The sequence below is a fragment of the Ochrobactrum teleogrylli genome (assembly GCF_006376685.1).
GTDB lineage: Bacteria > Pseudomonadota > Alphaproteobacteria > Rhizobiales > Rhizobiaceae > Brucella > Brucella teleogrylli.
This window is the reverse complement of the sequence record NZ_VEWL01000009.1, coordinates 89,780-109,551: the sequence shown is the minus strand read 5'-3', so window position 1 is coordinate 109,551 and position 19,772 is coordinate 89,780. Positions and strand designations below refer to the sequence as shown.

Genomic DNA, 19,772 nt, shown 5'->3' with positions numbered 1-19,772 from the left:
AATGAGAGTTCTTTTAATCGGTTCTGGCGGTCGTGAACATGCTCTGGCCTGGAAACTATCCGCTTCTCCGTCACTGACAAAACTCTATTGCGCGCCGGGCAATCCTGGCATCGCGGAAGCCGCCGAGCTGGTCGATATCGATGTCAGCGACCATAAGGCCGTCATTGCCTTCGCCAAGGATAAGGCCATCGATCTGGTCATCGTCGGACCGGAAGCGCCGCTGGTTGCAGGCCTTGCCGACGATCTGCGCGCCGAAAACATCCGCGTCTTTGGCCCCTCCAGGGCGGCAGCCCAGCTGGAAGGCTCCAAGGGTTTCACCAAGGATCTCTGCGCCCGCTTCGATATTCCGACCGGGGCCTATGGCCGTTTCAACAATGCGCCGAAGGCCAAGGCCTATATCCGCCAGCAGGGCGCGCCCATCGTAGTGAAGGCTGACGGTCTGGCCGCAGGCAAGGGCGTGGTCGTCGCCATGACGCTCGATGAAGCGCTGGATGCGGTCGATGCCTGCTTCGAAGGCGCGTTCGGCTCTGCTGGGGCCGAAGTGGTGGTGGAAGAATTTCTGGACGGCGAAGAAGCAAGCTTCTTCTGCATCTGCGACGGCAAAACGGCCCTGCCGCTTGGCTCGGCGCAGGATCACAAGCGTGTCGGCGATGGCGACACCGGCCCCAATACGGGCGGCATGGGCGCTTATGCCCCAGCTCCGGTCATGACGCCGGAAATCGTTGAGCGCACCATGCGCGAACTGATCGAGCCGACCATGCGCGGCATGGCGGAAATCGGCGCGCCCTTCTCCGGCATCCTGTTCCTCGGCCTGATGATCGACAAGGATGGCCCAAAGCTGATCGAATACAACACCCGTTTCGGTGACCCGGAATGTCAGGTGCTGATGATGCGCCTCAACAGCGACTTGCTGGCGCTGATCAATGCCGCCGTCGACGGCAAGCTGGATCAGGTTTCGCCGGACTGGAAAGATGATCCGGCGCTGACCATCGTTATGGCTGCGGAAGGCTATCCGACCAATGTAAAGAAGGGCAGCGTCATTCGCGGCCTCGACGCGCTTGACGGTCTCGATGGTGTCAAGGTCTTCCACGCAGGCACGGCTGAAAAGGACGGCAATCTCATTGCCAATGGCGGTCGTGTGCTGAACATCACCGCAGTCGCCAGCACTGTCGCGGAAGCACAGGCGAAAGCCTACGACGCCATCAGGAAGATCGACTGGCCGGAAGGTTTTTATCGCACCGATATCGGCTGGCGCGCTGTGGAGCGGGAAAAAGCGAACTAGGAGGCGCCCTGCGGCGCCCTTTCACTTCATAGGCCAACCCAGCCGCTATTCATTCAAACAAAGCACAACAAGTTCAGCGAATGTATCCCAAAGCGCAGTCAAATGATCTGCATTTGGCGCAAGATTGGACGAGTGGACGTATTTGTTCAATGTATCGACTGAGACAATAGCGTCCATGTTACGAGCTTTTCGTACTATTTCTAAGTACCGCTTGTTTAACTTACCGCAAGCCTGAAGATTTTCAGCTACCGCAATAAGCTTTTTGACGAGAGCGTCAGCTTCAGAAACCGAAGCTAATTTCGTTCTACTGATATAATTATCCACCGATAATTCTAGTAAAACGCGACATAAAACAGCGATTGCATTAGGGTGTAGGTCTAACTCCAACTTAAATTGCAGCTCATTCCAAATGGCTTTTTGTCGCTGAATTCGGCCCGACCACACTACGCCATATTCCTCATGAGCAATAAGAGTCGTACGCTTTGGAATTTTTTTCGCGCGGACCGGCAGTTTAATACTTGCTTCAGAAGGTTGATTGGCAGTTGTCTTGTTCGGCGAAATAGATAAAGCGTGAGCAGCGGTCGGCAACAAACCCTGAGTTTCAAGGCTGTCTAAGTACATTGACTTGCGCTCCGCATCCCAAACATCGTCAAGAGTCGTATGCTTTTCAGCCATATCTTTGGCCACTCGCGCCAACGCCTTCAATGCAATATCTTCTTGCCTTATAAATTCAAGACGACCCTTTATTGTCGTTATACCTACGCGATTTCGGTAATTTTCAGCAGAAAGAAGCCGATTAAAATTACTTCGAGGAATTTTTACATTTTCTGGCAGCAGATGAGCCTCTTTCAGACGCTCCTCTATTGCATCCGCTAAATTCAGCTTGCCGCCTTTGCCTGTTCTATTGATGAAGTTTGTCTTCATCCGGCCTGTCCATCTGCTTTGTCCTATCCCGCCCTGAATACCGGTATGTCGCCTGAATAGTATTTCGTCTATTTCATCGCGATCCGTCTCAACTTGACAAGTGACAGACAAAGGGAAATCCCCGATCCATCCGGCTCGGAGTTCTGCAAAGAACTGTTGCAACTCTGTATTTGGAGCTCTTTTGGGATTAGCCAATAATTTCAAGCAAGTTGTTCGCCTGTTGCCATCATAAACAATGAATTCCAAACCGTCGGGATAGACAAGGGGCGGCTCGTATAAGCGGCTTGCTTTTACAATATCACGCGCTAACTTTCGCATGTGGGCAGCATGATTGGAAAAAAGCCAAGCTATTGCTGCGGTCTCATTCTCAAGTTCACCATGACGATCATTAGCTCTATTTACTACAAGATTTTCTAAATTTACTACCTGATATATCAAAGCTTCCCCGCACAGATTTGAATCAAATTACGAATAAATCCGATAATACCCGTAAGGCTTATATACTGAAGTAAGTTCCACCATCAACTCAAACAACATGGAGCCGCATACCACGATCCGAAGACCGGTCGACTCTGAACGTAAATTATTGACGTTTACGTAATAAGCCGATAGCTCTTGTGTTGAAGAAGACTGATACTCCCTCTGCACGCTTGCAGATCGGAGGCCGGGGTTTCCGAGGAGGGGCCTCGATGAGCACGATGTGGAGGAAAGATGTATCGCGCGCCGGTTTCTGAAATTTCCCATACGCTGATGAAGGTTGCGGGGCTTGAAAAAGCGCTGGCCGACAACCGCTTTCCCGAATTTTCCGCCGATCTGGCCGCAGCCATTCTCGAAGAGGCCGGAAAGTTTGCCGTTGAACGTGTCGAGCCCTTGCGCATCCCCGGCGACCGGCATGGCGCGACCGTCAAGGACGGCGTCGTCACCACCGCGCCGGGCTGGAAAGACCTTTACCGCGACTGGATTGCAGGCGGCTGGAATTCGCTGACGGGCACGCCGGACTATGGCGGTCAGGGTCTGCCGACCATGATGTCGGTCGCCGTCAATGAAATGTGGAATGCCGGTTCGCTGTCCTTCGCCATCGGGCCGACGCTCACCACGGGCGCAATCGAGGCCCTGGAAAAGCATGCCTCCAGGGAATTGAAGGATATCTATCTCGAAAAGCTCATCTCCGGCGAGTGGATGGGCACGATGAACCTGACCGAGCCGCAGGCCGGTTCCGACCTTGGCGCGCTGCGCAGCCGCGCCGAGCGCAGCAATGACGGCACCTATCGCATTTTCGGCCAGAAGATTTTCATCACCTATGGCGAGCATGACCTGACCGACAATATCGTGCATCTGGTGCTGGCCCGCCTGCCCGATGCGCCTGCGGGCACCAAGGGCATTTCGCTGTTTCTCGTGCCGAAATTCCTCGTCAATCAAGACGGTTCGCTCGGTCGTCGCAACGATCTGTTCTGCTCTGGTCTTGAACACAAGATGGGCATTCACGCCTCGCCGACCTGCACCATGATCTATGGCGACGGTTTCGTGAAAGGCGAGGAACAGGGCGCGGTCGGCTATCTGATCGGCGAAGAAAATCGCGGCCTCGCCTGCATGTTCACCATGATGAACAATGCCCGCCTGCTGGTCGGCATTCAGGGCGTTGGCGTTGCGGAAGCGGCTTACCAGCAGGCGCTCAACTATGCCAAGGAGCGCAAGCAGGGCCGCGCCATCGGTGCGAATCCCAAGGAGGGTATGAGCCCGATCATCGAACACCCCGATGTGCAGCGCATGCTTTTGACCATGAAGGCGCTGACGCAGGCCGCCCGTTCCATCACCTATGCCTGCGCCCATGCCATCGACATGAGCCATGCGACCGAAGGTGCGGATGCACAGCATTGGGCCGACCGTGCCGGTTTGCTCACGCCGCTGGCCAAGAGTTTTGCCACCGATATCGGCGTGGATGTCGCGTCGCTCGGCGTGCAGATCCATGGCGGCATGGGATTCATTGAGGAAACCGGCGCAGCCCAATTGCTGCGCGATGCGCGCATCACGCCGATTTACGAAGGCACCAACGGCATTCAGGCCATCGATCTGGTGATGCGCAAGCTACCGCTTGGAAATGGCGAGCATATCAAGGGTTTCCTTGCCGAATTGCAGCACGATGCCGACAAGGCAGTTGCCTCCAACCGCCCGGAACTGGGCGAAACCGGCGCACGTCTTGCAAAGGCGCTCTCCGAAGCGCGTGAAGCGACCGACTGGCTGCAAAAGACAGTTGCCGAGGGTGGCGCAGAGGCAGCGCTTGCCGGTGCAACGCCTTATCAGCGTCTGCTGTCGCTTACTTCCGGCGGCGCTTATCTGGCCCGCGCAGCCCTTGCAGGCGACGATAAGGGTCGCGCCGTTCTTTGCCGTTTCTTCGCCGAGAACATGCTGGCCGAAGTATCGTCGTTGAAAGACACCGTCATCACCGGCGCAGCCAGCCTCGCCGCCGCTAAATCCGCACTGGAGGCTTGAACGTGAGCGAACATATTCTCGTCGAACGTCGCGATGCGGTGCAGATTATCCGACTGAACCGGGCCGACAAGAAAAACGCCATCACCCGCGCCATGTATGCCACCATGGCCAAGGCGTTGAAGGATGGCGACGCCGACGACGCGGTGCGCGTCCATGTGTTTCTTGGTGTGCCGGGCGCGTTTTCATCCGGCAACGACATGCAGGATTTCATGGCCGCAGCGGCTGGCGGCGGCGATATGGGCAAGGATATTCTGGATTTTCTCTATGCCCTGTCGAGCGCCAAAAAGCCGGTCGTCTCAGGCGTTGATGGCCTTGCGATTGGCATTGGCACGACGATCCATTTCCATTGCGACCTGACATTTGCAACGTCACATGCGCTGTTCCGCACGCCATTCGTTGATCTCGGTCTCGTGCCGGAAGCCGGTTCCAGCTTGCTCGCGCCACCGCTGATGGGGCATCAGAAGGCCTTTGCCCTTCTGGCGCTCGGTCATGGTTTCAGCGCGGAAGCAGCGCTTGAAGCGGGCATCGTCTATAAAATCGTGGAAAGCGCAGAGCTGGAAGCGGAAGTGCTGAAGGCTGCGGAAGAAATCGCCGCCAAGCCGCCGGAGGCCATGCAGATCGCGCGGTCGCTCATGCGCATGCCCGCCGAAAACATCGCGGATCGTATTGCGCGGGAAGCGAAGCTTTTCGGCGAACGCCTGACCTCCAATGAAGCGCGTGAGGCCATCATGGCCTTTCTCAGCCGCAAGAAGTAAATCCCGGCTCTGATCGATAAAAAAGAACCCGGATGGGGAAACCCATCCAGGTGGCTTTGTCTGGAGGTCAGCCAATTAATTTAGCTTCAAAATGAAGCAGTCTCCTAAACCTAGCGGCAGAATGGGACGAGATCGTGATCACACGACAATGTGAATAATCTCGCCCGTTCAACTTTTCCGCTGCGGTCAATTCCGGGCGATGATTTCCTTGCCTTCGATCACCAGACGGACGCCCAGCGTGCCAGCCTTGCGGCGGGCGAGGAAGCGCGGGCGGCGACGGCGCGTCTCGTGCCCCTGACGGCGGGCCTGCGGTTGGCTGGTGCGCACCGGGCCGGTGCTTTCGTAAAGCGGACGGGCGATACCATCTTCTTCCACCAGCATCATCGGCAGGTTGAACGCAGCCGCCCAGGCGCGCCAGTCGGCGGCAACATCGGTCAGGTCATGCGCCACCAGAAGCGGCACGGAAAGCTGCGGGTCCTGATGCATCAGTTCCAGCGTGACGGTGATTTCGCCATATTCATCTTCGACCGCGCGGGCCACGACACCGACAAAAGCATGGATCGGCAGTGCAATCGACATGGGCAGGCCGCTCGACGGCAGAACCTGCCGGATGACCGCGCCCCGTTCGTTGATGGTGAAGGTGACGTCGGTATTGCCGTCGTGCGATGCGTAGCTCACCACCTGCGGAAAGTGAAACGGATCGAGCCGCAGTTCACGGCCTGCCCAGTCTGGCTTCAGTCCCTTGCTCATCATTGTCAACGCCTCTGTCTCTCTGTCTCTGTCGAGAGCCGGTTATTCCAGCTTCTCTTTGATTGGGCTTTCTGCCCTCGTTGAGATGGAGAATAGACCGCGTTTGTTACCGATGGCCTTAAGGAGTTGGGTTAACTTTTCCCTGCTTTTTCCTTTGGTTATCAGAATGCAACCAGGTGTAAGAATTCGGAAATTCTTCCTAATATGCGTTTACCGATAGCAAAACGGGCGGAAAAACCGCCCGTCATTCAAGTAGCAATTTGGTTTGTTTTACAGGGTCTTGCCGGGGTTCATAATCCCCGCCGGGTCGAAGGCCGTCTTGATGCGGCGCATCAGGTCGAGCGCGAAAGGCTGCTTGAAATGCGCAAGCTCGTCCCGCTTCAGGCGACCGATGCCATGCTCGGCAGAAATCGCCCCCCTGTAACTTGTGACAATCGTGTGGATGCGGTGATTAAGCGCGCCCCAATGGGAGAGGAATTCCTTTTTGTCCGCGCCGACCGGCTGCGACACGTTATAATGCAGGTTGCCATCGCCGATATGGCCGAAGCAGACGATGCGTGCGCCAGGGATCATTTCCAGCACCGCCTCATTGGCTTCGCGAATAAAGGCCGGGATGGATGAAACGGGCACGGAAATATCGTGCTTGATCGAGCCGCCCTCCGGCTTTTGCGCCCAGGACATTTCCTCGCGCATTTTCCAGAAGGATTGCGCCTGCGCGACGCTTTCTGCAATCGCCGCATCCTGAAGAATATCCGCCTCAAAAGCTTCGTGCAGAATGGTTTCCAGCGTGGTGCGCGCATCTTCTTCCGAGCGCGTGGAGGAAATATCGATCAGCACATACCAGTCATGCGGGCTTTCCAGCGGATCGCGCGCGCCATCGACATGGCGCACGGTGAACTCGACGCCGACACGCGGCATCAGCTCAAACCCGGTCAGCGACGGGCCTGCATGTTCGGTCGCGAGCTGGAACAGGCGCAGCGCGTCGTCCGGGCTGCGCATCCCGGCATAGGCGACGCCCTTGCCCTTCGGCTGCGGAAAGATTTTCAGAACCGCCGCCGTGATCACGCCGAGCGTGCCTTCAGAACCCACGAACAGGTCTTTCAGGTCGTAGCCGGTGTTGTCTTTCTTCACATAGCGGAGGTCGTCGAGAATTTCGCCGGTTGGCAAAACCACTTCGAGACCGAGGCAAAGCTCGCGCATGTTGCCATAGGCGAGCACCGCCGTGCCGCCTGCATTGGATCCGAGATTGCCGCCGATCTGGCACGAACCTTCCGCGCCCAGCGACAGCGGGAACAGGCGGCCCGCCTTCTCGGTCGCGTCCTGAAGGTTTTTCAGGATGACGCCTGCCTCGACGGTGGCCAGATTGCCCACCGTATCAAGCGCGCGTATCTTGTTCATGCGGCCAAGCGCCAGCACGATCGTCGTGCCGCTTTCATCCGGCGTCTGCGCGCCGACGAGGCCCGTATTGCCGCCCTGCGGCACAATGGGGGTTTTCGTTTCGCTGGCGAGTTTCATTATCGCCGCGACTTCTTCCGTGGAGCCGGGACGCAACACAAGCGGCGAATTGCCCTTATAAAGATCGCGTTGCTCGATCAGATAGGGCGCAATGTCTTCTGGCGCGGTGAGTGCGTTCTTCTCGCCCACGATGGCGGCGAAACGTTCAATCAATCCGGTGTCCATATTGGTCCTTTGAAATCTAGCGCGGTGCGGCAGCGCGGTTCAAACGGTCGTTGATGGCCTCGCCGAGACCGTCGGAAGGAATGGGTTCAACGGCAATGGTGCTGGCGCCGGTGGCGTCGAGCTTGCGCATGAAATCGAACAGATTGCTGGCCGCCTCGCGCAGATTGCCATCGGCGCTGAGGTTAAGCACGGCCTTTGCCGTCTCGGCTCCGGCCACCCGCGACGGCCCGAAAGCCAGCAGCGCCTCGCCCGGCTGCACATCGCCAACCGCAAGCCGCATGGCGGCATCCGGTGCATAATGCGAGGCCATCATGCCCGGCGCGATGATATGCGCCTGAATGGCCTCGGTCTGTTCGGTGCGCACCAGCTTTGTGCCAATCGCTGCTTCTATGTCCTCTGCCGCAAGCCCGCCGGGGCGCAACAGACGCACTGTATCGCCCTCGACCTTCACGATGGTCGATTCCACGCCAACCCCGCATGGACCGGCATCGAGGATCAGGTCTATTTTGTCGCCAAGATCGTCCGCGACGGCTTTGGCGCTTGTCGGACTGATACGCCCGGAGGTATTGGCGCTCGGTGCCGCAACAGGGCTGTCCAGCGCCGTGATAACCTCCTGCACACGGCCATGCGGCATGCGGATGGCGAGCGTCGGCAGTCCCGCCGTCACCAGCGGATGAATGGGCCGACTGGTATCCTGTTGGTCTTTCAGCGGCAGCACGATGGTCAGCGGGCCGGGCCAGAACAGTTCCGCCAGCTTGCGCGACAGGGCGTCGAAGGTCACATAGCGCTCTGCCATGGCAATGCCGCTGACATGGGCGATCAGCGGGTTAAACTGCGGGCGGCCTTTTGCTGCGAAAATGCCGGCAACGCCTTCGCCATGCGCGGCATCGGCGGCAAGGCCATAGACCGTTTCGGTAGGAATGGCGACAAGGCCACCGCGCCGCAGGATATCGACCGCGCGCAGGACTGCCTTATCATCGAATTTCATTACATCTGACACTGGTTTCCCGCCTCTCGGGCGTCCAAGTTGAGTGCATCCCGAAAAGTGCAAAGCGGTTTTCGGACAAGGTGCACGCATAGATATGAGCGCCTTCTGCCTACACAAGCGCGAAGCCCTGCGCAAGCAAACAGGCGGTTTGCCTCGTGCACATTTATGGCAACGCGACCCGGAAAATTGCGTTTTGTTAGCTTTTTTGCGGCAGGATGATACTATCCATGCTTGAGGTGAATAATGTTATCGCGATTTATCGCCATTTCACTGACTGTCGCCGGACTGCCCGTTGTTGCCTCGGCCAACGGGGCGGAACTTGCGCGAACGATCTATGCGGTCGGCTCCATCGATTATATCGGCTATGACCGGATGGGCGCCAATGGGCTGCCTGTATGCGGTGCCTGCAACCAGCGGCAAGAGGCTGAAGCCGAAGCGCTGAAGGAAATCGAAGCACGGCGCAAGCGCGCCCGTGCCTATATGGCGCGCATGCAGGGCAAGCCGCTGCCGGAAGACGTGCAGGAACAGCCCGCTATCATCCCGACCGAACAGAAGATGCCGGACTTCGACCCCGCCAAGCCCGTGCGCGTCGTCGGCGATCCGTGGGCTGGCGCATCGGGAGAAATCGATCTGAGTTCGCTGACGCTCAGACCCAGCCTTCAATAATCCTCAAATAAAAATGGCGCCTACCGGCGCCATTTTTATTTCGTATAGGCGGGCTATCAGCCAGCGATCTTGGAGAAATCCGCAACCTTGCCGGTGGCCGTGCGGATCAGGTCGAGCAAAGCCAGACGGTTGGCGCGGACATTTTCGTCCTCGTCGTTGACCAGCACTTTTTCGAAGAACGTATCGACCGGGCCGCGCAATTTGGCCAGCGCCAGCATCGCGCCCGAAAAATCTTCACGGGCGATTGCCGTTTCGGTTTCGCTCGATGCAAGCGTCACCGCTTCGAACAGCGCCTTTTCCTCGTCCAGCTTGAGAAGCGAAGCATCGACGCTGCTCGCGACTTTGGTGCCCTTCTTCTCTTCGGCTGACAGAATATTGGCGGCGCGCTTGGTGCCGGCCAGCAGGTTCTTGCCGTCTTCCTCATTGATGAAGACGATCAGCGCTTCCAGGCGGCGTGCGACCAAAAGCAGGTTGTCGGCTTCCGGCGTCAGCACGGCGTCGATAGCGTCGTAACGTGCGCCTTCGTCTTTCAGATGCACCTTGAAACGGTCGTGCAGGAAGGAGAGGAGGTCATTTTCCAACACTGCCTTTGATGGCACGGAGAAAGGCAGATCGGGTAAGTACTGCTCCAACTTGCTAACCGCTTCATCAATGAAGAGGTAATTCCGTAACTCTGGATTAAATTGCTCAACGCCCTCCCGAATCCGTTCGAGTACGTCAACTGCTTTGTCACTTCTTAGGCGCTCGTGGTTTTCAATATAGGCAAAGCCGATGAACTTCTTCAAAGGTAGTCGCACATCGTTCTCAAGAATAAGTTTGATTACGCCCAATGCCGCACGACGCAACGCAAAGGGGTCTTTCGACCCTGTAGGCTTCTCATCTATGAGCCAGAAACCGACCAGCGTATCGAGCTTGTCAGCCAATGCAACAGCGACCGAAACCGGGTTCTTCGGCACCACATCAGACGGACCTTGCGGCTTGTAATGTTCTTCAAGCGCTGCGGCAACGGCTGCGTCTTCACCCTGAAGCACCGCATATTTGCGGCCCATCGCGCCCTGAAGCTCGGGGAATTCACCCACAACTTCGGTCTGGAGATCAGCCTTGGCAAGCACGGCTGCACGGATAGCGAGTTCAGGATCGGCACCCACTAATGGCGCGATAAAGCGCGCTAGTGATCTGATGCGCTCAATACGTGTTCCCTGCGTGCCCAGCTTTGCATGGAAGGTTACGTTCAACGCGTCCAGCCGCGCCATGCGCTGATCGAGCGGCTTCTTCAGATCAAGGCCGAATTTTTCCGCCGAAGCGCTGAGCTTGTCGAGATCGGGCAGATCGTTCTGGTCGGTGTGCCAGAAATAGAGCGCATCCGACAGACGTGCGCGCACCACCTTGCCGTTACCGTATGCGATTTCCGTGCCGCCGTCGCGCGCAGCGATGTTCGACACCAGAATGAACCGGTTGGACAGCGCTTCCGTTTCGCCCTGCTTGCGCGTGACAAAACACTTCTGGTTGGCGCGGATGGTGAGGCGGATGACTTCCGGCGGAATGGCCAGAAACTCTTCCTCGAATTCGCCCATCAGCACGACCGGCCATTCGACAAGACCGGACACTTCTTCCAGAAGCCCTTCGTCCTCGACCAGTTCGAGACCCGACGCGAAAGCAAGGTTATGCGCGTCCTGCGAGATCATTTCCTTGCGGCGTTCGGCATCGAGCACCACAAAAGCCTTTTCCAGCTTTTCGACATAATCGTCGAAGCGGCGCACCTTGATCGCCTGACCGTCGCTCAGGAACCGATGCCCATAGGTCAGATTGCCGGACTTGATGCCGTCAACGTCGAAATCGATAACCACCGTTTCTTCGGTTTCAGGGCCGAAGGTGCACAGGATCGATTGCAGCGGACGCACCCAGCGCAATGCACCGGGCTTTGCCGAAGCCGCGCCCCAGCGCATGGATTTCGGCCACGGGAAATTGCGGATCGTCTGCGGCACCAGCTCGGCGACGATTTCTTCGGCAGCGCGGCCCGGCTTCGTCAGATGGGCGACATAGAAATCGCCCTTCTTCGGATCGGAATGCACATGCGCCTGCGCAACATCGCTGAGACCTGCTTTGCGCAGAAAGCCCTGAATGGCCTGCTCGGGTGCGGTGACCGACGGGCCCTTGATGTCTTCGTGCACGTCCTTGGAACGCACGGTCAGGCCGCGAATGTCGAGCGTCAGGCGACGCGGCGTCCAGTAAGCGGTCGCGGCTTCATAGGTAAGACCGGCTTCGACCAGACCATCGGTGATCATCTTTTTCAGATCGCCGGCAGCCTTGCGCTGCATGCGGGCCGGGATTTCCTCGGAAAAGAGTTCGAGAAGTAAGTCAGGCATTACACAGCCTCATTCTTGTAATTAAAGCCGCCTGCATCGGTGAGCAGAAATGCCTCGCCGCACTGACGCGCGAGATTGCGGACGCGCAGGATATAGCTCTGGCGTTCGGTGACCGAAATCACGCCGCGCGCATCCATCAGGTTGAAAACATGGGATGCCTTAATGCACTGGTCATAGGCGGGGAGCACGCATTTGTGCAAAGAACCCTCGCCCGTGCTGCCCGCCTTCAGGATGGCTTCGCATTCACGCTCGGCATCAATGAAGTGGCGATGCAGGATTTCGGTATCGGCCATTTCGAAATTGTAGCGGGAATATTCCTGCTCAGCTTGCAGGAACACATCGCCATAGGTGACCTTCTCGTCGCCTTCGAGACCGTTGAAATTGAGGTCGTAGACATTGTCCACGCCCTGCACATACATGGCGAGGCGCTCCAGACCATAGGTCAGCTCACCGGCAACCGGCGAGCATTCAATGCCGCAGACCTGCTGGAAATAGGTGAATTGCGACACTTCCATGCCATCGCACCAGCATTCCCAGCCAAGGCCCCAGGCGCCGAGCGTCGGGCTTTCCCAGTCGTCTTCCACGAAGCGCACATCATGCAGCGTCGGATCAAGGCCGATGGCCTTCAGCGAACCGAGGTAAAGGTCCTGAAGGTTCGGCGGCGATGGCTTGATGATGACCTGATACTGGTAATAATGCTGCAGCCGGTTGGGGTTTTCGCCATAGCGGCCATCCTTGGGACGGCGCGACGGCTGCACATAGGCGGCTTTCCACGGCTTCGGCCCGAGCGAACGCAGCGTGGTTGCCGGATGGAACGTACCCGCACCCACTTCCATGTCGTAAGGCTGCAAAATAGCGCAACCATGTTCCGCCCAATAGTGATGGAGCGTCAGGATCAGACCCTGAAAGGAACGGGTGGGATGCATATGTGCGGGCAACATGCTGGACGAATTAGACACCGGGCTGGGCCTCGTTATTGAAATGATGGCCCGGTCTAAGCAGGATTTCCGAAAAGTGGCAACCGGTTTTCGGATAAAAATCCTGCCAGATCATACATCAGCACCGCAGGGTCAAGCACAGGCTGCCGGTTTCAGTGTCCTATCGCCCTGAAACCGGACCTATCTGCCGTTTTTAGTCAGTCGTCGGCTTAACCGGCGAAGGTACGGCAGGGGCTGGCGCGACAGCAGGCGTGTCCTGCTTCGGTTCTTCCGGCTTCGGCTGGTCCGGCTTCTTCTCGCCTGGCTTGGTGGCATCGGCGGAAGACTGGCCCGAAACGTCGGGCAGCCCCTTCTTCAGCTTTTCCTCGATCTTGACGAGTTCTTCCGGCTCCGGCTTGCCTGCAATTGCATGGTTCCACTGGAACGTCGCTTCAAGCTGGCGACCAACGCGCCAATAGGCATCGCCCATATGATCGTTGATCGTCGGGTCTTCCGGGCGCAGCTTCACAGCCTTTTCCAGTTCCACCACCGCTTCGTCGTAACGACCGAGCTTATAATAGGCCCACCCCAGCGAATCGACGATGTAACCGTCCTGCGGGCGTAACTCGACCGCCTTCTTGATCATATCGAGCGCGCGATCGAGATGGATGCCCATATCGACCCAGGAATAGCCGAGATAATTCAGCACCTGCGGCTGGTCGGGATAAAGCTCCAGCGCCTTGTTGAAACTCGGTTCCGCCTTGTCCCACTGCTTCAGGCGCTCATAGGCGATGCCGCGCTGGTAGAAGACCGGCCAGTCCTTGCGTTCCGGCGTCTTGATCTGTTCGACAGCCGCGTCATAAATCTTGGCGGCTTCGGCGAAATTCTTGTCCTGCGCATAAACGCCGCCCAGCGCCAGATAGGTGCGAATGTCGGTCTTGTCGCGGCCCAGAAGCGTTTTCAACTGCTCAATGGCCTCGGCAGACTTGTCATTATCGGCAAGGTTCAACGCGCGCTGCATTTCGGCATCGCGGCGATAGGGCGATTTTTCCGGCACTTGCGCATAATATTCCACTGCCGCTTCTGGACGGCGCAGCTTGGCCGAAATATCGCCAAGCTGGAACAGGGTCGCATCATTGCCCGGACGCAGCGGCAGCGAGAGTTGCAAATAAAGCTTCGCAAATGCCTCTGCACCGCTGCGGTTGATCGCGGTGCCGAGCGTATAAAGCACTTCACCAGCGCCCTGCTGCGGCGTTTCGATCAGACGGTCAACTTTCTGCCCCGCCTCGACCTGCTCGCGCAGTTCGGTCAGCGTCATGCGACCGTTCAGCAGTTCCTCGCCATCCTTCAAGATCTGGATCGCCCCGGCCTTGTCGCCCTGACGCAGCTTGAACGAGGCATAGGCCATGATGATGCGTTCATAGGTATCGGGCGCAGCGCTGCCGCCGGGACGGTCATCGAAGGCCTGCTGGTAGAATTCCGCCGCTTCCTTCTTCATCCCGGCCTGATCGGCGATCAAAGCAGAATTATAGGTGCGGAACAGGCCATACCATTCGGGGCCTTCCATCTTCTTGATATCGGCCAGTGCCTGCTTGGGATTGCCCTGCCCGACCTTGACCCACGCATTCATGAAGCCTGTCGCAAGCCGGTCCATGTCGGACTGCATGGACAGCATCAAAAGCGGTCCGACCTTGCGGTACTGCTTTTTGGAAATGGCGTCGATGGCAAGGGCGACGCGGGAGAAGCGCTCGATATCCGGCACATTCTGCAATTCAGAAGCGAGTGGCAGGGCGTCCTTGAAGCGGCCTTCGGTCAGCAGAACCAGAAGCAGGTCCTGCTTGACCTGACTGTTGCCCGGATCGAAAGCCATGGCCTGACGATAGAAATCGGCGGCGGCGGACAGGTTGTTATCGGCTTCGGCGGTGCGGCCCGCCAGATAGGCGCCAGCAAAGGAACCGGCCCGAACAGCAGGCGTGACGACGGGAGCGGGATCGGCTGCCGCCTTGGCCCATGCGCCGCTGGCAGGCATTGCAATTCCCGCCAGAAGCGAAAAAAGCAAACCGTAAAGCGGGCCGTTTTTCATTCCATGCCGCATGAAGCCCAATCCTCTTCTCACATTCCCACCTGTGCCATCGGCAACGAATCGCCGACCGTATCCAAACCGACAAGCCGTCTCCTCACCGGAAAAGGCACTTCAAGCATGGCCTTTTTGGGATGAGGGGGCAAGAAAAGCATCCGTGATGGGGTGCTTTTCCTGATCGATCCCGTTCGAAATATTCGAACTCAGTTCACGCGGCTGATGCAGAAGTCGATGACTTCGATGAGGGCATCCTTTTCCGGCGAGGCCTTCAGCGGCGCCAGAGCATCGCGGGCAATCTCGCCAAAGTGGCGCGCGCGCTGCACGGTATCGGCAATCGCGCCATGTTTGGTCATCAGACCGATGGCCTTTTGCAGCGATGCATCGTCGCTGGCACCGTCCTCGATGGCGTGCTTCCAGAACGCGCGTTCCTCATCGGTGCCACGACGGTAGCTGAGAATCACCGGCAGCGTGATCTTGCCTTCGCGGAAGTCGTCGCCCGTGTTCTTGCCCAGATCGGCAGCAGAGCCACCATAGTCGAGCGCATCGTCAACCAGCTGGAAAGCGAGACCGAGATTGAGACCGTAATCCCGCAAGGCTGCGCGATCCGAACGCTGCACACCGGCGATGATCGGGCCGACTTCGGCAGCCGCCGAAAACAGCGCCGCCGTCTTGGCCTTGATGACCGCCAGATATTCGTTTTCGGTGGTTTCCATGTTCTTGGCAGCGGCAAGCTGCATGACTTCGCCCTCGGCGATCACCGAAGCAGAGGTCGCCAACACGTCAAGCGCGTCGAGCGAGCCGACATCGACCATCATCTTGAAAGCCTGACCGAGCAGGAAATCGCCGACGAGAACGCTGGCCTGGTTGCCCCAGATCATGCGGGCGGTGCTTTTGCCACGGCGCAGATCGCTTTCATCAACCACATCATCGTGCAAAAGCGTTGCGGTATGCATGAATTCGACAGCGGTTGCGAGACGCACGTGACCGTCGCCGTCGTAACCGAACATGCGGGCGGCAGCGAGCGTCATCATCGGGCGCAGGCGTTTGCCGCCCGACGAGATCAGATGATTGGCGACTTCGGGAATCATTTCGACGTCGGAACCGGCGCGCGACAGGATCATTTCGTTCACGCGCGCCATATCGGCCTTCGTCAGGTCGACAAGCGGCTGCACCGATCCTGTCTGCTTTTTCTTGTCGTCGAGATTCAGAACCACACCCAATGCCATTACTCCTTGATGGGGCCGCCACCATATTTAAGCGCGGCGGAATGCTCAAGACGCATTCCGTGCCTTCACTGCCTGTTCAACATTGACGGAAGCTGTTGTCAATGCGGTGCATTGGCTCCAAACTAGGTAAATGATCGAACTTATCCGCACCAACGATTCCGTCCTTTTGTCTTTCGCCGAAGCCTTGATGAAGGAAGCGGGAATAGCTTATTTCATCGCAGACACCAATATGAGCATTATCGAGGGGTCGTTGGGCGTACTGCCGCGCCGTCTTCTGGTCAGTGAGGATCAGCTGGACGAAGCGCGGCAAATCCTGATCGATGCCGAGATTGAACACGAACTGCGCGATCAATGACCCTGACGACCGAAGACGAGATTGAAGAAACGCTGGATGTCTTTCATCGCGGCGCTTTTCATCTCGTGCAACCGGCAATGAAAGGGCATCGCTCCGGCGTCGATGCGATGATCCTTGCAAGCGTGGTGCCGGACGGCTTTGCCGGACGCCTCGCCGATCTCGGCAGCGGTGCTGGTGCAGCCGGGCTTGCGGTTGCGGCCCGATGCGCGGCAAGCCGCATTACCCTTGTCGAACGCTCTGGCCTGATGGTCGGCTTTGCCAGAAAGACCATCGCGCATCCCCTGAATACAGCTCTGGCAGACCGCCTCGCGATTGTGGAAGCGGATGTGGCGCTGACCGGAAAGGCGCGTGTTGCGGCAGGTCTTGCCGATAACAGCTTCGATTTCGCCATCATGAACCCGCCTTTCAACGAAGCGGCGGACCGGCGCACGCCCGATCCGCTCAAGGCGGAAGCGCATGTCATGCCCGAAGGCATGTTCGAACAATGGGTGCGCACGGCGGCGGCCATCGTCCGGCCGGGCGGCGGCATCGCCATCATAGCGCGACCGGGCTCGATTGCGCCCATTCTGGAAGCGCTCACCGGGCGCTTCGGCGGCTTGCGCATCGTGCCGGTGCACCCCCGCGGTGACGCAGCGGCAATCCGTATCGTCGTCACCGGCACGCGGGGCAGCCGCGCCGGTCTCTCGTTCATGCCGCCGCTCGTCCTGCATGGCGACAGCGGCAACGGTTTCACACCCCGCGCCAATGCCATCAACAACGGCCAGACCGCGCTTCTTTGATCCGGGGAGAATAAACCGTGCTGCTTATCGTCGGAACCGTTCGGCTGCCTGCTGCCAAGTTGAATGAGGCGCGCCCTGTCATGCAGCAAATGATCGAAGCCAGCCGCGCCGAGGCTGGCTGCATCGACTATTCCTATGCCGCCGACATTCTCGATCCGGGTCTTATCCATGTAAAAGAGCTGTGGCTGGACCGGGCTTCGCTGGACAAACATTTTGCCTCCGGGCACATTGCCGCCTGGCGTTCGACATGGCCGACACTCGGCATCACCGACCGCGATCTTGTGCTCTACGAAGTGGATGCGCCGCAAAGCACCTAACAGTTTCTTTAAGGAGACCGATGAACCACAGTCCAAATTCCGCTCGCCCCGTATCTCTCATGCGACGCTTTCTGGATAGCGAGGTTGCCGGTGGCCTGGTGCTGATGGCAGCGGCAGCGCTTGCGCTCATCGTGGCCAACTCACCCTTCTCGCAAATCTATTTCGATGCGCTTCACGTCTACATAGGCCCTTTGAGCCTTGCGCACTGGATCAATGATGCGCTGATGGCGGTGTTTTTCCTGCTCGTCGGGCTGGAGATCAAACGCGAATTCATCGACGGGCAGCTTGCAAGCTGGCCAAACCGGATGCTACCGGGCATTGCCGCAGCAGGCGGCGTGATCCTGCCTGCGATCATCTTCGCGTCGCTGAATTTTCACGATGCCGAAAAAGTGCGCGGCTGGGCGGTGCCTTCAGCAACCGATATCGCCTTTGCGCTCGGTGTCCTGTCGTTGCTCGGCTCACGCGTACCGTCGAGCCTCAAGGTTTTTCTGGCGACGCTCGCCATTCTCGACGATCTGGCCGCCGTCGTCATCATTGCCATTTTCTACACAGCCGAAATCTCGATGCCCTATCTGGGCGGGGCTTTCATAACTGCGATCGCGCTTTTCACAATGAACCGCATGGGCGTGATGAAGCTGCTGCCCTATCTGATCGGCGGCGCAATTTTGTGGTTCTTCGTGCTCAATTCCGGCGTTCACGCCACCGTCGCCGGTGTGGTGACGGCGCTGATGGTGCCGCTGAAACCTGCGCCCGGCAAACCGGATGACATGACGTCACCGCTGCACATCCTCGAACATGCGCTGGCAAAACCGGTCGCCTTCCTCATCGTGCCGATCTTCGGCTTTGCCAATGCGGGCATTTCCTTTGCCGGGCTGGATGCCTCGGTGATGGGCGACACGCTGACACTCGGCATTCTGCTCGGGCTTTTTGTTGGCAAGCAGCTTGGCGTGTTCGGCGCAGCCTGGCTCGCCATCAAGACCGGCCTTGCGCAAAAGCCGATGGGCGCCAGCTGGGCGCAGCTTTATGGCGTCGCCATATTGTGCGGCATCGGCTTTACCATGAGCATCTTCATCGGGCTTTTGTCCTTCCCGTCCGATCTCATGCAGACCGAAACGAAAATTGGCGTTCTGGCCGGTTCGGCGCTCTCGGCCATATTCGGCTATGGGCTGTTGCGGATCGTGGCAAAACCCACGAAAAAATGATCCTACTCACCCTCCGAAGATATAAATTTTCGGAGGGTTTTCTTTGTGTTTCCCAGATTGCTTCCTACATTGGCAACCAACAGTTGATCCAGTTTGGAGTTTGCCTTGCCCGGTTTATTGACGCGCCTTGTTCCGCGCCGCTTTCGCAATGCCGCAATTGAAATTCCCGTCGTGCGCCTGCATGGCGCCATCATGAGTGGCGGTTCAGCGCTGCGCCCGTCGCTATCGCTGGCATCGACCGCTGCCGTGCTGGAAAAGGCCTTCAGCAACAAGCACGCGCCAGCCGTGGCGATTTCGCTCAATTCTCCCGGCGGTTCGCCGGTGCAGTCGCGCCTGATCTATCGCCGCATTCGCGATCTCGCCTCCGAACACCAGAAAAAGGTTTTCATCTTCGTTGAGGATGTGGCCGCATCCGGCGGTTATATGATTGCGCTGGCCGGTGACGAGATCATCGCAGACCCCTCCTCCATCGTCGGCTCCATCGGCGTGGTTTCCGCGTCATTCGGTTTTCCGGAATTGCTGAAGAAAATCGGCGTGGAGCGGCGCGTCTATACCGCCGGCAGCAACAAGGTCACGCTCGACCCGTTCCAGCCGGAAAAGAAGGCCGACATCGAACGGCTGAAATCGCTGCAACTCGAAATCCACGACACCTTCATCGAAATGGTCAAGGAACGGCGTGGCAACAAGCTTGTCGAGGAATCCGACCTGTTCACCGGCCTGTTCTGGACCGGCACGACAGCCTTGCAGCTCGGCCTCATCGACGGGCTGGGCGACATGCGCAGTTTCCTGCGCAAGACCTATGGCGAAAAGGTGGAGCTCCAGCTGATCCAGCCCCAGCGCGGACTGCTTGGCCGCAAGGTTCCGGGCGTCGGCATGGCGCTTTCATCGGCGTTTTCCGGCTTGGAACCGGCGGAAATTGCCGCCCATCTCGGCGACGGCCTGCTCTCCGTTGCCGAAGAAAAAGCGCTTTGGGGACGCTATGGTCTTTGAAACAT

Annotated in this window: 17 protein-coding genes; 9 read left to right on the top strand and 8 right to left on the bottom strand. The window is 58.1% G+C overall.

The window, feature by feature from the left end:
- The first annotated feature begins 1 nt into the window (after position 1).
- On the top strand, positions 2-1,282 hold the full coding sequence (gene purD, locus FIC94_RS14915) for a phosphoribosylamine--glycine ligase (protein ID WP_140025429.1): 1,281 nt from the start codon (positions 2-4) through the stop codon (positions 1,280-1,282).
- Between the two features lie 45 nt (positions 1,283-1,327).
- Here purD and FIC94_RS14910 read toward each other — a convergent pair whose 3' ends face one another.
- Positions 1,328-2,644, bottom strand: coding sequence for a hypothetical protein (locus FIC94_RS14910; RefSeq protein WP_180917994.1), 1,317 nt, complete (start codon positions 2,642-2,644; stop codon positions 1,328-1,330).
- 273 nt (positions 2,645-2,917) lie between these two features.
- Between FIC94_RS14910 and FIC94_RS14905 the strand changes: the two genes are divergently transcribed.
- Entirely contained in the window at positions 2,918-4,696 is a 1,779-nt protein-coding gene (locus FIC94_RS14905; protein ID WP_140025428.1) for an acyl-CoA dehydrogenase family protein, read from the top strand.
- A gap of 2 nt (positions 4,697-4,698) precedes the next feature.
- The gene (locus tag FIC94_RS14900) at positions 4,699-5,451 is read left to right on the top strand and encodes a crotonase/enoyl-CoA hydratase family protein (protein WP_109368442.1); all 753 of its coding nucleotides are present in this window, start codon (positions 4,699-4,701) and stop codon (positions 5,449-5,451) included.
- Positions 5,452-5,637: 186 nt separating this feature from the next.
- Here FIC94_RS14900 and FIC94_RS14895 read toward each other — a convergent pair whose 3' ends face one another.
- The 3 genes from FIC94_RS14895 to FIC94_RS14880 all read right to left on the bottom strand — a co-directional run bounded on the left by FIC94_RS14895 (position 5,638) and on the right by FIC94_RS14880 (position 8,869).
- On the bottom strand, positions 5,638-6,204 hold the full coding sequence (locus tag FIC94_RS14895; protein ID WP_140025427.1) for a DUF6101 family protein: 567 nt from the start codon (positions 6,202-6,204) through the stop codon (positions 5,638-5,640).
- A 267-nt stretch (positions 6,205-6,471) separates the two neighbouring features.
- On the bottom strand, positions 6,472-7,881 hold the full coding sequence (locus tag FIC94_RS14885; protein WP_140025426.1) for an FAD-binding oxidoreductase: 1,410 nt from the start codon (positions 7,879-7,881) through the stop codon (positions 6,472-6,474).
- A 16-nt stretch (positions 7,882-7,897) separates the two neighbouring features.
- Positions 7,898-8,869 carry an L-threonylcarbamoyladenylate synthase gene (locus tag FIC94_RS14880; RefSeq protein ID WP_371830920.1) on the bottom strand — a complete coding sequence of 324 codons (972 nt, stop codon included), beginning with the start codon at positions 8,867-8,869 and terminating at the stop codon, positions 7,898-7,900.
- Between the two features lie 243 nt (positions 8,870-9,112).
- Between FIC94_RS14880 and FIC94_RS14875 the strand changes: the two genes are divergently transcribed.
- Positions 9,113-9,535 carry a hypothetical protein gene (locus tag FIC94_RS14875; protein ID WP_140025424.1) on the top strand — a complete coding sequence of 141 codons (423 nt, stop codon included), beginning with the start codon at positions 9,113-9,115 and terminating at the stop codon, positions 9,533-9,535.
- Between the two features lie 56 nt (positions 9,536-9,591).
- On the opposite strand, the gene glyS is transcribed toward FIC94_RS14875, so the two are convergent.
- From glyS to FIC94_RS14855, 4 genes are all read right to left on the bottom strand, one after another.
- Positions 9,592-11,853, bottom strand: a complete 2,262-nt coding sequence (glyS, locus tag FIC94_RS14870; RefSeq protein WP_371830921.1) for a glycine--tRNA ligase subunit beta — start codon at positions 11,851-11,853, stop codon at positions 9,592-9,594.
- Between the two features lie 47 nt (positions 11,854-11,900).
- Positions 11,901-12,827 carry a glycine--tRNA ligase subunit alpha gene (locus FIC94_RS14865; RefSeq protein WP_109370177.1) on the bottom strand — a complete coding sequence of 309 codons (927 nt, stop codon included), beginning with the start codon at positions 12,825-12,827 and terminating at the stop codon, positions 11,901-11,903.
- Between the two features lie 205 nt (positions 12,828-13,032).
- Complete coding sequence (locus FIC94_RS14860) at positions 13,033-14,913, bottom strand: tetratricopeptide repeat protein (protein ID WP_140025422.1); 1,881 nt, start codon at positions 14,911-14,913, stop codon at positions 13,033-13,035.
- Between the two features lie 188 nt (positions 14,914-15,101).
- A complete protein-coding gene (locus tag FIC94_RS14855; protein ID WP_140025421.1) occupies positions 15,102-16,118 on the bottom strand; it encodes a polyprenyl synthetase family protein in 1,017 nt (338 codons plus the stop codon).
- 136 nt (positions 16,119-16,254) lie between these two features.
- Between FIC94_RS14855 and FIC94_RS14850 the strand changes: the two genes are divergently transcribed.
- The 5 genes from FIC94_RS14850 to FIC94_RS22650 all read left to right on the top strand — a co-directional run bounded on the left by FIC94_RS14850 (position 16,255) and on the right by FIC94_RS22650 (position 19,767).
- Positions 16,255-16,479 carry a putative signal transducing protein gene (locus tag FIC94_RS14850; RefSeq protein ID WP_109368435.1) on the top strand — a complete coding sequence of 75 codons (225 nt, stop codon included), beginning with the start codon at positions 16,255-16,257 and terminating at the stop codon, positions 16,477-16,479.
- Complete coding sequence (locus FIC94_RS14845; RefSeq protein WP_140025420.1) at positions 16,476-17,258, top strand: tRNA1(Val) (adenine(37)-N6)-methyltransferase; 783 nt, start codon at positions 16,476-16,478, stop codon at positions 17,256-17,258. Before FIC94_RS14850 ends, FIC94_RS14845 begins: the two co-directional genes overlap by 4 nt.
- 17 nt (positions 17,259-17,275) lie before the next feature.
- On the top strand, positions 17,276-17,575 hold the full coding sequence (locus FIC94_RS14840; protein WP_109368433.1) for a putative quinol monooxygenase: 300 nt from the start codon (positions 17,276-17,278) through the stop codon (positions 17,573-17,575).
- A 20-nt stretch (positions 17,576-17,595) separates the two neighbouring features.
- Positions 17,596-18,777: a Na+/H+ antiporter NhaA gene (nhaA, locus tag FIC94_RS22655; RefSeq protein WP_235892021.1), complete on the top strand. Its 1,182-nt coding sequence runs from the start codon at positions 17,596-17,598 to the stop codon at positions 18,775-18,777.
- Positions 18,778-18,882: 105 nt separating this feature from the next.
- Positions 18,883-19,767, top strand: a complete 885-nt coding sequence (locus FIC94_RS22650; protein ID WP_235892020.1) for a S49 family peptidase — start codon at positions 18,883-18,885, stop codon at positions 19,765-19,767.
- Positions 19,768-19,772: the final 5 nt, after the last annotated feature.

What these genes read in the sequence shown, in the direction of transcription:
- purD (WP_140025429.1), top strand. Translation starts at nt 2, where the DNA reads ATGAGAGTTCTTTTAATCGGTTCTGGCGGTCGTGAACATGCTCTGGCC.
- FIC94_RS14905 (WP_140025428.1), top strand. Translation starts at nt 2,918, where the DNA reads ATGTATCGCGCGCCGGTTTCTGAAATTTCCCATACGCTGATGAAGGTT.
- FIC94_RS14895 (WP_140025427.1), bottom strand. Translation starts at nt 6,204, where the DNA reads ATGATGAGCAAGGGACTGAAGCCAGACTGGGCAGGCCGTGAACTGCGG.
- FIC94_RS14885 (WP_140025426.1), bottom strand. Translation starts at nt 7,881, where the DNA reads ATGGACACCGGATTGATTGAACGTTTCGCCGCCATCGTGGGCGAGAAG.
- FIC94_RS14880 (WP_371830920.1), bottom strand. Translation starts at nt 8,869, where the DNA reads ATGAAATTCGATGATAAGGCAGTCCTGCGCGCGGTCGATATCCTGCGG.
- FIC94_RS14875 (WP_140025424.1), top strand. Translation starts at nt 9,113, where the DNA reads ATGTTATCGCGATTTATCGCCATTTCACTGACTGTCGCCGGACTGCCC.
- glyS (WP_371830921.1), bottom strand. Translation starts at nt 11,853, where the DNA reads ATGCAGCGCAAGGCTGCCGGCGATCTGAAAAAGATGATCACCGATGGT.
- FIC94_RS14865 (WP_109370177.1), bottom strand. Translation starts at nt 12,827, where the DNA reads ATGCATCCCACCCGTTCCTTTCAGGGTCTGATCCTGACGCTCCATCAC.
- FIC94_RS14860 (WP_140025422.1), bottom strand. Translation starts at nt 14,913, where the DNA reads ATGCGGCATGGAATGAAAAACGGCCCGCTTTACGGTTTGCTTTTTTCG.
- FIC94_RS14850 (WP_109368435.1), top strand. Translation starts at nt 16,255, where the DNA reads ATGATCGAACTTATCCGCACCAACGATTCCGTCCTTTTGTCTTTCGCC.
- FIC94_RS14845 (WP_140025420.1), top strand. Translation starts at nt 16,476, where the DNA reads ATGACCCTGACGACCGAAGACGAGATTGAAGAAACGCTGGATGTCTTT.
- nhaA (WP_235892021.1), top strand. Translation starts at nt 17,596, where the DNA reads ATGAACCACAGTCCAAATTCCGCTCGCCCCGTATCTCTCATGCGACGC.